Consider the following 15001-nt stretch of genomic DNA (forward strand, 5'->3'; position numbering starts at 1 on the left):
CGGCAGGGTGATGGTTTGATTACCCTGCCGACTCTGATACGAGAATACGCAAACTTATGAAGCCAATTTTTAGCCGTGGCCCGTCGCTACAGATTCGCCTTATTCTGGCGGTGCTGGTGGCGCTCGGCGTGATTATAGCCGACAGCCGCCTGGGGACGTTCAGCCAAATCCGCACGTACATGGATACCGCCGTCAGCCCTTTCTACTTTATTTCCAATGGTCCCCGTGAATTACTCGACGGCGTGTCGCAAACGCTGGCTTCGCGTGACCAACTCGAACTTGAAAACCGGGCGCTGCGCCAGGAACTGTTGCTGAAAAACAGCGAATTGCTGATGCTGGGGCAATACAAACAGGAGAACGCGCGTTTGCGCGAGCTGCTGGGTTCGCCGCTGCGTCAGGACGAACAAAAAATGGTGACTCAGGTCATCTCCACGGTTAACGATCCTTACAGCGATCAGGTGGTGATCGACAAAGGAAGCGTGAACGGGGTCTATGAGGGGCAACCGGTCATCAGCGACAAAGGCGTAGTGGGCCAGGTCGTTGCGGTGGCGAAACTGACCAGCCGCGTTCTGCTTATTTGCGATGCGACACATGCGTTGCCGATTCAGGTGCTGCGTAACGATATCCGCGTCATTGCCGCCGGTAACGGCTGCACGGACGATTTACAGCTTGAGCATTTACCGGCAAACACCGACATTCGCGTTGGCGATGTGCTGGTAACGTCGGGTCTGGGCGGCCGTTTCCCGGAAGGGTATCCGGTGGGCGTGGTTTCGTCCGTCAAGCTGGACACCCAACGTGCTTACACCGTGATTCAGGCGCGTCCGACTGCGGGTTTACAGCGTTTGCGTTATCTGCTGCTGCTGTGGGGAGCCGATCGCAACGGCGCTAATCCGATGACGCCGGAAGATGTGCATCGCGTCGCTAACGAACGACTGATGCAGATGATGCCGCAGGTTCTGCCTTCGCCAGATGCGATGGGGCCGCCAGCGCCAATGCCGGACCCTGCCACGGGGATTAGCCCGGCGCCTGCCGCGCCTCAACAACCGTCGGCTACGCGCGCAACGGGGGGGCAATAGTGGCAAGTTATCGTAGCCAGGGTCGCTGGGTTATCTGGCTCTCGTTTCTTATTGCGCTATTGCTGCAAATTATGCCCTGGCCGGATGACATCATCGTTTTCCGGCCAAACTGGGTGCTCCTTATCTTGCTGTACTGGATCCTCGCACTGCCGCACCGCGTAAATGTGGGTACAGGTTTTGTGATGGGTGCCATACTGGATCTGATCAGCGGCTCCACGCTTGGCGTACGGGCCTTGTCGATGAGTATCATTGCTTATCTGGTTGCACTGAAATTCCAGCTATTCCGTAACCTGGCGCTCTGGCAACAGGCGCTGGTGGTGATATTGCTCTCACTGGTCGTGGACATTATTGTTTTCTGGGCCGAGTTTTTAGTGATCAACGTCTCTTTCAGACCGGAAGTGTTCTGGAGTAGTGTAGTAAACGGTGTGCTCTGGCCCTGGCTTTTCCTGCTGATGCGCAAAGTGCGCCAGCAGTTTGCTGTGCAGTAAAGGTTTCTATGACTGACGTTTATCTTGCTTCCGGTTCACCTCGCCGCCAGGAGCTGCTTGCGCAGCTGGGCGTCTCTTTTGCACGTATCGTTACGGGAATTGAAGAAACGCGTGGCGAAGGCGAAAGCGCGCAACAGTATGTCTCCCGTCTGGCGCGGGAAAAGGCGCAGGCAGGCGTGGCGCAAACGGCGCGCGACTTGCCGGTGCTGGGCGCCGATACTATCGTGATTCTTAACGGTGAAGTGCTGGAGAAACCGCGCGATGCAGAACACGCGGCGCATATGCTGCGCAAACTGTCGGGGCAGACGCATCAGGTGATGACGGCCGTCGCGCTGGCGGACGGCCAGTACGTGCTGGATTGTCTGGTGGTGACGGAGGTGACGTTCAGGGCACTGAGTGATGAGGACATCGCGGGCTATGTCGCCAGCGGTGAGCCTATGGATAAAGCTGGAGCATACGGTATTCAGGGGCAGGGTGGCTGTTTTGTCAGGAAGATAAACGGCAGCTATCACGCCGTGGTCGGCTTACCGCTGGTTGAAACGTATGAGTTGCTGAGCAATTTTAACGCACTGCGTGAGAAAAGGGATAAACATGACGGCTGAATTGTTGGTAAACGTAACGCCATCGGAAACACGCGTGGCGTACATTGATGGCGGTATTCTTCAGGAAATTCATATTGAGCGTGAAGCGCGACGAGGCATCGTAGGCAATATCTACAAAGGCCGTGTAAGCCGTGTACTTCCGGGTATGCAGGCGGCTTTTGTAGATATTGGACTGGAGAAAGCCGCGTTTCTTCATGCTTCAGACATTATGCCGCATACCGAATGCGTGGCGGGTGAAGAGCAAAAGAACTTCACCGTACGCGACATCTCTGAGCTGGTGCGTCAGGGGCAGGATCTGATGGTGCAGGTGGTAAAAGATCCGCTTGGCACCAAAGGCGCGCGCCTGACGACGGACATCACGCTGCCTTCCCGCTACCTCGTCTTTATGCCCGGCGCGTCGCACGTTGGCGTTTCTCAGCGTATTGAAAGCGAAACCGAACGTGAACGCCTGAAGAAGGTGGTGGCGGAGTATTGCGACGAGCAGGGCGGATTTATCATCCGTACGGCGGCGGAAGGGGTGTGCGAAGAGGATCTGGCGTCGGACGCCGCTTACCTCAAACGCGTCTGGACGAAAGTCATGGAGCGTAAAAAGCGGCCGCAAACGCGCTATCAGATGTACGGCGAACTGGCGCTGGCGCAGCGCGTACTGCGTGATTTTGCCGATGCTGAGCTGGACAGAATCCGCGTGGATTCGCGTCTGACGTACGAGGCATTGCTGGAATTTACTGCGGAATATATCCCCGAGATGACCAGCAAGCTCGAACACTACAGCGGTCATCAGCCGATTTTCGATCTCTTTGATGTTGAAAATGAGATTCAGCGCGCGCTGGAACGCAAGGTGGAGCTGAAATCCGGCGGTTATCTGATTATCGATCAAACCGAAGCCATGACCACCGTTGATATCAATACCGGGGCGTTTGTCGGGCACCGTAATCTCGATGACACGATCTTCAATACCAATATTGAGGCGACGCAGGCGATTGCGCGGCAGCTGCGTCTGCGCAATCTGGGCGGTATCATCATCATCGATTTTATCGACATGAATAATGAAGATCATCGCCGTCGGGTACTGCATTCTCTGGAGCAGGCGCTGAGCAAAGATCGCGTGAAAACCAGCATCAACGGCTTTTCGCAACTGGGTCTGGTAGAGATGACCCGCAAGCGTACCCGCGAAAGCGTGGAACATGTGCTATGCAATGAATGTCCAACGTGTCATGGACGCGGTACGGTGAAAACGGTGGAAACCGTCTGCTATGAAATTATGCGTGAAATCGTGCGTGTGCATCATGCCTACGACTCCGATCGTTTCCTCGTTTATGCTTCTCCGGCGGTGGCGGAAACGTTAAAAGGCGAAGAGTCGCACGCGCTGGCAGAGGTGGAAATTTTTGTCGGCAAGCAAGTTAAAGTCCAGATTGAACCGCTCTATAACCAGGAGCAATTTGACGTCGTAATGATGTAAAAGACCGCCGTTTCCAGGCCGGATAACGGGTTTGTGAGTCACATTTTTGGCAGACAAGGAGAGACGCGTGAGGCGATTGCCGGGGATATTACTGCTCACTGGAGCCGCGCTCGTCGTCGTCGTTGCGCTGCTGATCAGTGGATTGCGCCTTGCGCTCCCCCATCTGGATAGCTGGCGTCCGGCGATCCTCAGCAAAATTGAATCTGCCACGGGTATTCCTGTTGCCGCCAGCCAGTTGCATGCGAACTGGCAAACCTTTGGCCCCACGCTTGAAGCCCGGGACATCCATGCCAGTTTGAAAGATGGCGGCGAGCTTTCAGTAAAGCGCGTCACGCTGGCGCTGGATGTCTGGCAAAGCCTGTTGCATATGCGCTGGCAGTTTCGCGATCTCACCTTCTGGCAACTGCACATCCGCACCAATACGCCGATCCAACGCAGTGACAGCGACGAAGGCATTGAAACCAACCGTATTAGCGATCTTTTCCTGCGTCAGTTTGATCACTTCGATCTCCGGGACAGCCAAATTAGCTTTCTGACCTTATCAGGCCAGCGAGCCGAACTGGCGATCCCGCAGCTTACCTGGTTGAACGGCAAAGACAGGCACCGCGCGGAAGGTCAGGTCAGTCTCTCCAGCCTGACCGGGCAGCATGGCGTGATGCAGGTTCGTATGGATCTGCGTGACGACGACGGGCTGCTGAACAACGGTCGGGTCTGGCTACAGGCCGACGATATTGACGTGAAGCCGTGGCTGGGCAAATGGATGCAGGATAACGTGGCGCTGCAAACCGCGCGCTTTAGCCTGGAAGGCTGGATGACGCTCACGAAAGGCGAAGTCTCCAGCGGCGATATCTGGCTTAAGCAGGGCGGCGCGAGCTGGCAGGGCGATAATCATTCGCACACGCTTTCCGTTGATAACCTGACCGCGCACATTACGCGCGAACAGCCGGGCTGGCAGTTTTATATTCCTGACACGCGTATCACGCTGGATAGCAAACCCTGGCCGCGCGGCGCGTTAACGCTGGCCTGGGTGCCGGAACAAGAAGTTGGCGGTCAGAACAACATACGCAGCGATGAATTGCGTATTCGCGCCAGCAACCTTGAACTGGCTGATATGGACGGGCTGCGTCCGGTGGCGGCGAAACTCTCGCCTGCGCTGGGCGACATCTGGCAGGCCACACAGCCACGCGGAAAAATAGACACTCTCGCGCTGGATATCCCGCTACAGGCGACGGAGAAAACGCGTTTCCAGGCGTCGTGGGATAACCTCGCCTGGAAGCAGTGGAAGCTCTTACCGGGCGCGGAACACTTCTCCGGCACCTTGTCCGGTAGCGTGGAAAACGGCGCGCTGACCGCCTCGATGCAGCAGGCCGAAATGCCGTATGAAACCGTCTTTCGCGCACCGCTGGAAATTGAAAACGGCGTGGCGACGCTCACCTGGCTGAAGAATGACAAAGGGTTTCAGCTGGACGGGCGCAACATCGATGTGAAAGCGAAAGCCGTACATGCGCGCGGCGGTTTTCGTTACCTGCAACCCGCCGGAGAGGAGCCCTGGCTGGGGATTCTGGCGGGGATCAGCACCGATGACGGTTCACAGGCCTGGCGTTATTTCCCGGAAAACCTGATGGGCAAAGAGCTGGTTGATTACCTTAGCGGCGCGATTCAGGGCGGCGAAGCGGATAATGCCACGCTGGTGTATGGCGGCAATCCACATCTTTTCCCCTACAAACATAATGAAGGTCAGTTTGAAGTGCTGGTGCCGCTGCGTAACGCGAAGTTTGCTTTCCAGCCGGACTGGCCCGCGCTGACCGACCTCAACATTGAGCTGGACTTCCTGAACGATGGCCTGTGGATGAAGGCGGATAGCGTCAATCTGGGCGGTGTTAAGGCCAGTAATCTGACCGCAGTAATCCCGGACTATGCCAAAGAAAAGCTGCTGATTGATGCCGATATCAATGGGCCGGGTAAAGCGGTCGGCCCGTATTTTGACGACACGCCGCTGAAGGATTCTCTCGGCGCCACGCTGGAGCAACTCCAGATTGACGGCGATGTGAATGCTCGCTTACATCTTGATATTCCGCTGGATGGCGAGCTGGTCACCGCCAAAGGGGACGTCTTGCTGCGTAATAATAGTTTGTTCATTAAGCCGCTCGACAGTACGCTGAAGAACCTGAGCGGTAAGTTCAGCTTCAACAACGGCAATCTTAAGAGCGAACCGTTAACGGCAAACTGGTTTAATCAGCCGTTGAACGTGGATTTCTCCACCAATGAAGGGGAAAAGGCCTATCAGGTCAACGTCAACCTTAACGGCAACTGGCAGCCGGGCCGTATGGGCGTGCTACCTGCGCAGGTGAACGATGCTATAAGCGGCGGTATGGCGTGGAACGGTAAAGTGGGCATTGCGCTTCCTTATCACTCTGGTGCGACATACAACGTAGAACTGAAAGGCGACCTGAAGAATGTGAGCAGTCACTTACCGTCACCGCTCGACAAGCAGGCCGGGGAATCCTTGCCGGTGAGCATTAAGGCCGACGGTAACTTGCGTGGCTTCGCGCTGACCGGCAGCGCCGGGAAAAATAATCACTTTAACAGCCGCTGGCTGCTGAATCAGAAACTGACGCTGGATCGGGCGATCTGGACGACGGATAGCCGCACCACGCCGACATTGCCTGACCGACAAGGCGTTGAGCTTAATCTTCCGGCAATGGATGGCGCAGAGTGGCTGGCGCTGTTCCAGAAAGGCGCGGCGGATAACGTTGGCGCAAAGACCAGTTTGCCGCAGCGCGTGACGCTACGAACGCCTTCGCTGTCGCTGGGCGGGCAACAGTGGAATAACCTGAGCATTGTCTCTGAGCCGTCGCTGAATGGTCAGAAGGTCGAAGCGCAGGGGCGCGAGGTTAACGCCACGCTGGCGATACGCAATAATGCCCCGTGGCAGGCGAACATCAAATACCTGTATTACAACCCGAGCGCGGCGAAGCGTACAGACGGCGCGCAGGCGACCTCGCCGTTCTCCTCCCTTGAGCGAGTCAGTTTCCGTGGCTGGCCTGATGTGCAGTTACGCTGCGTCGAATGCTGGCTGTGGGGGCAAAAATATGGACGTATTGACGGCGACGTCGCGATTCAGGGAAATACGCTGACCCTGAGTAACGGGCTGCTGGATACGGGCTTCTCCCGGCTGACGGCTGAGGGTGTCTGGGTGAACACGCCGGGTAGCGAGCGCACGTCGCTGAAGGGGAAACTGCGCGGCCGTAAAATTGATGCCGCAGCGGGATTCTTTGGCGTTTCGACCCCCATCCGCAACGCCTCGTTTAACGTGGACTATGACTTACACTGGCGTAACCTGCCCTGGCAGCCGGATGAGGCTTCCCTTAATGGCATTTTACGTACCCGCCTGGGGAAAGGTGAAATTACCGAGCTGAGCACCGGTCATGCGGGGCAGCTTCTGCGTTTGCTGAGCTTTGACGCATTGCTGCGTAAGCTGCGTTTTGATTTTAGCGATACGTTCAGCGACGGTTTCTACTTTGACTCTATTCGCAGTACGGCGTGGATCAAAGACGGTGTGATGCACACTGACGATACGCTGGTGGATGGGCTGGAGGCCGACATCGCCATGAAAGGTTCTGTCAATCTGGTGCGTCGGGAACTCGATATTGAAGCCGTCGTCGCACCGGAAATCTCCGCCACGGTAGGGGTTGCCGCCGCGTTTGCGGTGAACCCGATTGTCGGGGCGGCGGTATTTGCCGCGAGTAAAGTGTTGGGGCCGTTGTGGAGCAAAGTCTCCATTCTGCGCTATCGCATCACGGGCCCGGTAGACAAACCGCAGATTAACGAAGTCCTGCGCCAGCCGCGTAAAGAAAGCCAGCAATGATTTGACGGGGGCGAGTAATTGCCCCAATCTCAGTAAATAGAAATGAATGACGAACTGCAAAAGCCGGATGGCGCTGCGCTTATCCGGCCTACATAACTTCTACCGCAGTCCGGCATTGAAGCGCCTGATGGCGACGCAGGCGCGTCTTATCAGGCCTACAACAGTAACTAACGAGTAGCAAAACGATGAGTCTGAACCTGGTAAGTGAACAATTGCTAGCGGCGAACGGCCTGAACCATCAGGATTTGTTTGCCATTCTGGGCCAACTGGCCGAACGCCGTCTCGATTACGGCGATCTCTATTTTCAGTCGAGCTATCACGAATCCTGGGTTTTAGAAGATCGCATCATCAAAGATGGTTCTTACAACATCGATCAGGGCGTTGGCGTGCGCGCTATCAATGGTGAAAAAACAGGGTTTGCCTATGCCGATCAGATCAGCCTGCAAGCGCTGGAGCAGAGCGCGCAGGCCGCGCGTACCATCGTGCGCGACAGCGGCGACGGCAAAGTAAAAACACTGGGCGCGGTAGAGCACCCGATGCTCTATACCGCCATTGACCCGCTACAGAGCATGAGCCGCGAAGAGAAACTCGACATTCTGCGTCGCGTGGACAAGGCGGCGCGTGAAGCCGACAAGCGCGTACAGGAAGTGACGGCCAGCCTGACCGGTGTGTATGAGCTGATTCTGGTGGCGGCGACCGACGGTACGCTGGCGGCGGATGTGCGCCCGCTGGTGCGTCTGTCTGTCAGCGTGCAGGTAGAGGAAGACGGTAAACGCGAGCGCGGCTCCAGCGGCGGCGGCGGTCGTTTTGGTTATGACTTTTTCTTAGGCGATTTGGACGGTGAAGTACGCGCCGATGCCTGGGCGAAAGAGGCGGTGCGCATGGCGCTGGTGAATCTGTCGGCGGTTGCCGCTCCGGCGGGAACATTACCCGTTGTGCTGGGCGCGGGCTGGCCTGGCGTGCTGCTGCACGAAGCGGTAGGCCACGGACTGGAAGGGGATTTCAACCGTCGCGGTACGTCGGTGTTCAGCGGCCATATCGGTGAACTGGTCGCGTCTGAACTGTGTACCGTGGTTGATGACGGCACGATCGCCGATCGCCGTGGTTCGGTCGCCATTGATGATGAAGGTACGCCGGGCCAGTACAATGTGTTGATTGAAAACGGCATCCTGAAAGGGTACATGCAGGATAAACTCAACGCGCGTCTGATGGGCGTTGCGCCGACCGGTAACGGACGTCGTGAATCATATGCGCATCTGCCGATGCCGCGTATGACCAACACCTATATGCTGGCCGGGAAATCCACGCCGCAGGAGATTATCGAGTCTGTGGAATACGGTATCTATGCGCCTAACTTTGGCGGCGGGCAGGTGGATATCACTTCCGGGAAATTTGTGTTCTCGACTTCAGAAGCGTACCTGATCGAAAACGGTAAGGTGACGAAACCCGTGAAAGGGGCGACGCTGATTGGTTCTGGTATCGAAGCGATGCAGCAGATCTCTATGGTCGGGAACGATCTGAAACTGGATAACGGCGTTGGCGTCTGCGGTAAAGAAGGGCAGAGTCTGCCGGTAGGCGTGGGTCAGCCGACGTTAAAAGTGGATAACCTGACCGTGGGCGGCACCGCGTAAAGTCGTTTTGTAGGCCCGATACGCCGTTACGTTATCGGGCATTTTGCCGGATGCGGCGTGAACGCCTTATCCGGCCTGCCTGTTCTGTAGTCGGGCTGTTGATCACTTCTCTTTCCCTCGACCGTACATTCCCTGAAATAGCTGCGCGACATCGACAAAATAGTCTGTCAGATAGTTAATCACCACCTGCACCTTCAGCGGCAACTTATCTTTTTCGGTATACAGCGCGTAAACCGGGCGTGGATCGGACTGGTAGCGGGGCAGCAGGATCTCCAGCTCTCCGCTGTTGATCTCATTGATCACCCACATCAGCGGAACGTAGGCGATCCCGGCGCCTGCGGTCAGCCAGCGGCTGAGCGTCATCGGATCGTTGGTGACGAAGCGTCCTTGTGGGATCAGCCGGGTGGAGATCCCTTCCGGCGCAATCAACTCAAACTCGTTATCCGGGCGCACGCTGTATTCCAGCCATGAGTGATTGCTGAGGTCGGCGGGTTTTTCCGGCACGCCAAATTGCGCGAGATAACTTTTGGCGGCGCACACCACCATCGGCATTGCCCCCAGACGGCGTGAAAACAGGCTGGAGTCCTGCAACGCACCGACGCGAATCACCACGTCCAGACCATCGGCGATCAGGTCCGGCGCCGGGATGCCGGTCACCAGGTTAACCGTCAGGCCAGGGTACTCTTTCAGCATTTTGGCCGTTAACCCGGCGAGGACATTTTGTGCCATGGTTGAAGAACAACCAATTCGCAGGGTGCCGATAGGCGTGTTGTTGAAGGCATAAAGCTGCTCATGGACATCCTGCACTTCGTGCAGCATCCGACGGCAACCCTGATAATAAATTTTACCGGCCTCGGTCAGCCCAATGCTGCGCGTACTGCGGTTTAGCAGCTTAACCTGTAGCTCATCTTCCAGTTTTGCCACGGTCTGGCTGATAGAGGAAACGCTCATTTGTAGCTGTCTGGCAGCGGCGGTAAAGGAGCCAAATTCAACGACTTTGGCGAACACCGACATGCGTTTTAATCTTTCCATTATTCACTCTGGCTTAAAAGTGATTTAGATCACATATTATAGATAACAGCATAACAGTTACGTTAATATATTATTATTCAAATAACCGCTATGCCGCTCTCGCCTGGCTTTCCACGCCCTTCCCTGCGGTGGCATTGGCTGAAAACTGTATCGCCTGCACTCTCTTTATAAATCAAGGTCAACATGAGTCTGTTTCCCGTTATCGTGGTGTTTGGTCTCTCCTTCCCACCGATATTTTTCGAATTGCTTTTGTCACTGGCGATTTTCTGGCTGGTGCGCCGGATGCTGGTTCCAACCGGCATTTATGACTTCGTCTGGCATCCGGCTCTGTTTAATACCGCGCTGTATTGCTGCCTGTTCTATTTAATATCGCGCTTGTTCGTTTGAGGTAGAAGTGAAAACACTAACAAGAAAACTCTCTCGTACGGCCATCACGCTCGTACTGGTCATTCTGGCCTTCATCGCAATTTTCCGTGCCTGGGTCTATTACACCGAGTCGCCGTGGACGCGTGACGCGCGCTTCAGCGCCGACGTGGTTGCCATTGCGCCAGACGTCGCGGGTCTTATCACCAACGTGAGTGTGCATGATAACCAGCTGGTGAAGAAAGACCAGATACTGTTCACCATCGATCAGCCGCGCTATAAAAAAGCCCTCGAAGAAGCGGAAGCTGATGTTGCCTACTACCAGGTGCTGGCACAGGAAAAACGCCAGGAGGCTGGCCGCCGTAACCGCCTTGGCGTCCAGGCGATGTCGCGTGAAGAGATCGATCAGGCCAATAACGTTCTGCAAACCGTATTACATCAGCTTGCCAAAGCGCAGGCGACGCGCGATCTGGCAAAATTAGACCTCGAACGTACCGTGATTCGCGCCCCTGCTGACGGTTGGGTCACCAACCTGAATGTCTACACCGGCGAGTTTATTACCCGTGGCTCAACGGCGGTTGCGTTGGTGAAACAGCACTCTTTCTACGTGCTGGCCTATATGGAAGAGACCAAACTGGAAGGCGTCCGTCCAGGCTATCGCGCAGAGATAACGCCGCTTGGCAGTAACAAGGTGTTGAAAGGCACCGTTGACAGCGTGGCGGCCGGGGTCACTAACGCCAGCAGCACGCGTGACGCCAAAGGGATGGCGACCATCGACTCCAATCTGGAGTGGGTACGTCTGGCGCAGCGTGTTCCGGTACGTATCCGTCTGGACAATCAGCAGGACAACCTGTGGCCTGCCGGGACAACCGCAACCGTTGTGATTACCGGCAAGCAGGATCGTGATGAAACACAGGACTCCTTCTTCCGTAAAATGGCGCACCGTCTGCGCGAGTTTGGTTAATCACCATGGGTATCTTCTCCATTGCCAACCAGCATATCCGCTTTGCGGTAAAACTGGCATGCGCCATCGTCCTGGCGCTGTTTGTTGGCTTTCACTTTCAGCTTGAGACGCCGCGCTGGGCGGTGCTGACCGCCGCGATTGTCGCCGCAGGCCCGGCATTCGCCGCCGGCGGGGAACCCTATTCCGGCGCGATTCGCTATCGCGGGATGCTGCGTATCATCGGGACATTTATTGGCTGTATCGCCGCGCTGACCATTATCATCACCATGATTCGCGCGCCGTTATTAATGATTCTGGTGTGCTGTATCTGGGCGGGATTTTGTACCTGGATCTCCTCGCTGGTGCGGGTTGAAAACTCCTATGCATGGGGGCTGTCCGGGTATACGGCGCTGATCATCGTCATTACTATTCAGGCGGAGCCACTACTGACGCCGCAGTTCGCGGTTGAACGTTGCAGCGAGATCGTGATTGGTATCGTCTGCGCCATTATGGCGGATCTGCTCTTTTCGCCGCGTTCAGTGAAACAGGAAGTGGATCGTGAAGTCGACGGTCTGCTGGTGGCGCAATACCAGCTGATGCAGCTGTGTATTAAGCACGGCGACAGTGAGGAAGTGGACAAAGCCTGGGGCGATCTGGTGCGGCGGACGGCGGCGCTGGAAGGCATGCGCAGCAATCTCAATATGGAGTCATCGCGCTGGGGGCGCGCCAACCGCCGCCTGAAAGCGCTGAATACGCTCTCGTTGACGCTGATCACCCAGTCCTGTGAAACATACCTGATTCAGAACACTCACCCGGAGTTGATCACCGACACTTTCCGCGAGCTGTTCGAAACGCCCGTCGAAACCGCGCAGGACGTACATAAACAGCTTAAGCGGATGCGTCGCATCATCGCCTGGACAGGCGAACGTGAAACGCCCGTAACCCTTTACACCTGGGCCGGTGCGGCGACGCGCTATCTGCTGCTAAAGCGCGGCGTGATTGGCAACGCCAAAATCAGCGTGACGGAAGAGGAAGTGTTGCAGGGCGAGCCCGTCGTGAAGGTGGAATCTGCCGAGCGCCATCACGCGATGGTTAACTTCTGGCGCACCACACTGTCCTGTGTGCTGGGCACCTTATTCTGGCTGTGGACGGGCTGGACGTCGGGAAGCGGCGCGATGGTGATGATTGCGGTCGTCACGTCGCTGGCGATGCGCTTACCCAACCCGCGCATGGTCGCAATCGACTTTATTTACGGGACGCTGGCGGCGCTGCCGTTGGGCCTGCTCTATTTTTTAGTGATCATCCCGAATACGCAGCAAAGCATGTTGCTGCTGTGTCTGAGCCTGGCGGTGCTGGGATTCTTCCTCGGGATCGAAGTCCAGAAACGGCGGCTGGGTTCAATGGGGGCGCTGGCCAGTACCATTAACATCATCGTGCTGGACAACCCAATGACCTTCCACTTCAGCCAGTTCCTTGACAGCGCGCTCGGGCAGATTGTGGGGTGCATGATGGCGTTTATCGTCATTCTGTTAGTTCGTGATAATTCACGCGACAGAACCGGACGTGTGCTGCTTAACCAGTTCGTTTCCGCAGCGGTGTCTGCAATGACCACCAACGTTGTGCGCCGTAAAGAGAACCACCTTCCGGCGCTGTATCAGCAGTTGTTCTTGTTAATGAACAAATTCCCGGGCGACCTGCCGAAGTTTCGTCTGGCGCTGACGATGATCATTGCGCACCAACGTCTGCGTGATGCGCCCATCCCGGTCAATCATGATTTATCTGCTTTTCACCGCCAGCTACGGCGTACGGCCGATCATGTGATTTCAGCCGGAAATGACGATAAGCGTCGGCGCTACTTTGGACAACTGCTGGATGAGCTTGATGTCTATCAGGAAAAATTGCGAGTCTGGGAAGCGCCGCCACGGGTGACGGAGCCGGTAAAACGACTATCCGGCATGTTGCACAAATATCAGCACGCCTTGACGGATAACTAACACTCAGGAGCCGACGCCAAAAGCGTCGGTTTTTTTGTGGCTATACTTATCTGACGTGCGAAAAACATGACATCAGGAGGAGAAAGAACCATGCAAACGCTCCAGGACAACGAACTTTTTCAGACGGGATATCTGGTTGATGGACTTTGGAAAACGCTGGATAACACCTTTGATGTTCTTAATCCGGCAACCGGTGAAACGATAGCCGCGGTTGCTAAAGCCGGTAAAAAAGAGACCGAAGAGGCGATTGCGGCGGCGGCAAAAGCCTTTCCTGCCTGGCGGGCCAAAACGGCAAAAGAGCGCTCGGCCATTCTGTATCGCTGGTATGAACTGATCATTGAGCATAAATCCTGGCTGGGCCGTCTGATGACCACTGAGCAGGGGAAGCCGTTGAAAGAGGCGGAAGGCGAAGTGGAGTACGCCGCCAGTTTCATCCAGTGGTTTGCTGAACAGGCGAAGCGGGCAAATGGCGAAATAATCCCGCCGATCAAAGCCGGATCGCGGATCTTTGCCACCCGTGAACCGATTGGCGTCGTGGCGGCGATTACGCCGTGGAACTTCCCGATGGCAATGTTGACCCGTAAATTAGGCCCGGCGCTGGCGGCAGGCTGTACGGGGGTCATTAAACCGGCGAATAACACGCCGCTTAGCGCATTCGCCTTGCTGACGCTGGCGAAGAAAGCTGGCGTACCTGACGGCGTGCTGAACGCCGTCGCGGGCAATACCCCAGAGATCAGCGACGCCATTATGGCCAGCCACGAGGTGCGCAAAATCTCCTTTACCGGATCGACCGCCGTTGGGAAAACGCTGGTGCGTAACGCGGCTGACACGATGAAGAAAGTCTCGATGGAACTGGGGGGCAATGCGCCGTATATCGTGTTTGACGATGCGGATATTGACGCTGCGGTACAGGGGGCGATCGCCAATAAATTCCGCAACGCGGGGCAGGTGTGCGTCAGCGTTAACCGTTTCTATATCCATGAGTCGGTCTATGACGAATTTACCCGCAAGCTGGCGGATGCCGTACAAAAACTGAAGGTCGGAAATGGTCTGGAGGAGGGCGTGATCGTCGGCCCGCTGATTGAACCGGCGGCTGTCGATAAAGTGCGTGAGCACGTTGAGGACGCTATCGCAAAAGGAGCGAAGGTGCTGGCAGGCGCTAAAGCGCATTCGTTAGGCGGGAATTTCTGGCAGCCCACTGTACTGGGCGACTGTAGCGATGGGATGAAACTGGCCAGTGAAGAGACCTTCGGGCCGGTCGCGGCCTGCTTTCGTTTTACCAGTGAAGAAGAGGTCATTCAGCGCGCCAACAATACGCCGTTTGGCCTGGCGGCTTACTTCTACACGCAAAATTTACAACGCGTATTCCGTGTTTCCCAGGCGATTGAAAGCGGCATGATTGGGATTAATGAATGCGCCGTATCAACCGAGTTGGGGCCATTTGGCGGGGTGAAAGAGTCGGGTCTGGGGCGTGAAGGATCGGTGCTGGGGCTTGAAGAGTTTCTGGAAGTGAAGACCCTGCACATCGGCGGCCTGTAATGTGAC

The 15001-nt window shown here is 56.1% G+C and carries 11 protein-coding genes; 10 read left to right on the plus strand and 1 reads right to left on the minus strand.

The window, feature by feature from the left end; all coding sequences use genetic code 11:
- Positions 1-56: 56 nt before the first annotated feature.
- The 6 genes from mreC (at position 57) to tldD (ending at position 9124) form a co-directional block, all read left to right on the plus strand.
- On the plus strand, positions 57-1076 hold the full coding sequence (gene mreC / locus OGX80_RS12850) for a rod shape-determining protein MreC (protein ID WP_012135384.1): 1020 nt from the start codon (positions 57-59) through the stop codon (positions 1074-1076).
- Positions 1076-1564 carry a rod shape-determining protein MreD gene (gene mreD, locus OGX80_RS12855; protein WP_012135383.1) on the plus strand — a complete coding sequence of 163 codons (489 nt, stop codon included), beginning with the start codon at positions 1076-1078 and terminating at the stop codon, positions 1562-1564. Before mreC ends, mreD begins: the two co-directional genes overlap by 1 nt.
- A gap of 8 nt (positions 1565-1572) precedes the next feature.
- Positions 1573-2166: a Maf family protein gene (locus OGX80_RS12860; RefSeq protein ID WP_115181061.1), complete on the plus strand. Its 594-nt coding sequence runs from the start codon at positions 1573-1575 to the stop codon at positions 2164-2166.
- Positions 2156-3625, plus strand: a complete 1470-nt coding sequence (gene rng, locus OGX80_RS12865) for a ribonuclease G (protein ID WP_012135381.1) — start codon at positions 2156-2158, stop codon at positions 3623-3625. Before OGX80_RS12860 ends, rng begins: the two co-directional genes overlap by 11 nt.
- A 67-nt stretch (positions 3626-3692) precedes the next feature.
- Positions 3693-7493 carry an AsmA2 domain-containing protein YhdP gene (gene yhdP / locus OGX80_RS12870; RefSeq protein ID WP_115181062.1) on the plus strand — a complete coding sequence of 1267 codons (3801 nt, stop codon included), beginning with the start codon at positions 3693-3695 and terminating at the stop codon, positions 7491-7493.
- 185 nt (positions 7494-7678) lie between these two features.
- On the plus strand, positions 7679-9124 hold the full coding sequence (gene tldD / locus OGX80_RS12875) for a metalloprotease TldD (protein WP_047460926.1): 1446 nt from the start codon (positions 7679-7681) through the stop codon (positions 9122-9124).
- A 102-nt stretch (positions 9125-9226) separates the two neighbouring features.
- On the opposite strand, the gene aaeR is transcribed toward tldD, so the two are convergent.
- A complete protein-coding gene (gene aaeR / locus OGX80_RS12880; RefSeq protein WP_049010571.1) occupies positions 9227-10156 on the minus strand; it encodes an HTH-type transcriptional activator AaeR in 930 nt (309 codons plus the stop codon).
- 183 nt (positions 10157-10339) lie between these two features.
- On the opposite strand from aaeR, the gene aaeX reads away from it, so the two are divergent.
- The 4 genes from aaeX (at position 10340) to OGX80_RS12900 (ending at position 14995) form a co-directional block, all read left to right on the plus strand.
- On the plus strand, positions 10340-10543 hold the full coding sequence (gene aaeX / locus OGX80_RS12885; RefSeq protein ID WP_000051840.1) for a p-hydroxybenzoic acid efflux pump operon protein AaeX: 204 nt from the start codon (positions 10340-10342) through the stop codon (positions 10541-10543).
- Positions 10544-10550: 7 nt separating this feature from the next.
- A complete protein-coding gene (aaeA, locus tag OGX80_RS12890) occupies positions 10551-11483 on the plus strand; it encodes a p-hydroxybenzoic acid efflux pump subunit AaeA (RefSeq protein WP_115181063.1) in 933 nt (310 codons plus the stop codon).
- A 5-nt stretch (positions 11484-11488) separates the two neighbouring features.
- Positions 11489-13456 (plus strand): p-hydroxybenzoic acid efflux pump subunit AaeB, encoded by a 1968-nt coding sequence (gene aaeB, locus OGX80_RS12895; protein ID WP_012135374.1) that lies wholly within the window; start codon positions 11489-11491, stop codon positions 13454-13456.
- A gap of 90 nt (positions 13457-13546) precedes the next feature.
- Complete coding sequence (locus OGX80_RS12900; protein ID WP_233644189.1) at positions 13547-14995, plus strand: NAD-dependent succinate-semialdehyde dehydrogenase; 1449 nt, start codon at positions 13547-13549, stop codon at positions 14993-14995.
- Positions 14996-15001 lie beyond the last annotated feature (6 nt).

Source organism: Citrobacter sp. CK194 (assembly GCF_030333395.1).
GTDB classification, from domain to species: Bacteria; Pseudomonadota; Gammaproteobacteria; order Enterobacterales; family Enterobacteriaceae; genus Citrobacter_B; species Citrobacter_B koseri.